The sequence below is a fragment of the Bacillus sp. SIMBA_031 genome, assembly GCF_046535225.1.
In the GTDB taxonomy this organism is placed as follows: Bacteria; Bacillota; Bacilli; order Bacillales; family Bacillaceae; genus Bacillus; species Bacillus velezensis.
Genome location: NZ_JAWRXC010000087.1, coordinates 1 through 335 on the forward strand (window position 1 = coordinate 1; position 335 = coordinate 335).

Annotated in this window: 1 protein-coding gene; it reads left to right on the top strand. The window is 57.6% G+C overall.

Annotation, left to right across the window (positions count from 1 at the left end; all coding sequences use genetic code 11):
• Positions 1–59: 59 nt before the first annotated feature.
• Positions 60–335: GDP-mannose 4,6-dehydratase (locus tag SB724_RS19625; protein ID WP_410572453.1), on the top strand; the 276-nt coding region annotated here is incomplete at its 3' end.

Here is a 335-nt window from a genome sequence, read left to right on the forward strand (position 1 = left end):
CAGGGTTTATCGGCGCCAATTTTGTCCTCGACTGGCTCAGTGAGCCTGCTGCAGACAGTATTGTCAACGTCGACAAGCTGACATACGCCGGCAATCTGAAGTCCCTCGCTTCGCTGGCCGACGATTCGCGTCATATTTTTTCGCGGACGGACATCTGCGACCGCGCTGCACTCGACGTCCTGTTGGCCGAGTATCGCCCCCGCGCGGTCTTGCATTTTGCTGCGGAAAGCCACGTGGACCGCTCCATTCACGGACCGGCCGATTTTGTCCAGACGAATATCGTCGGCACATTTACATTGCTCGAGGCGGTGAGGGCTTACTGGTCCGGACTTGAT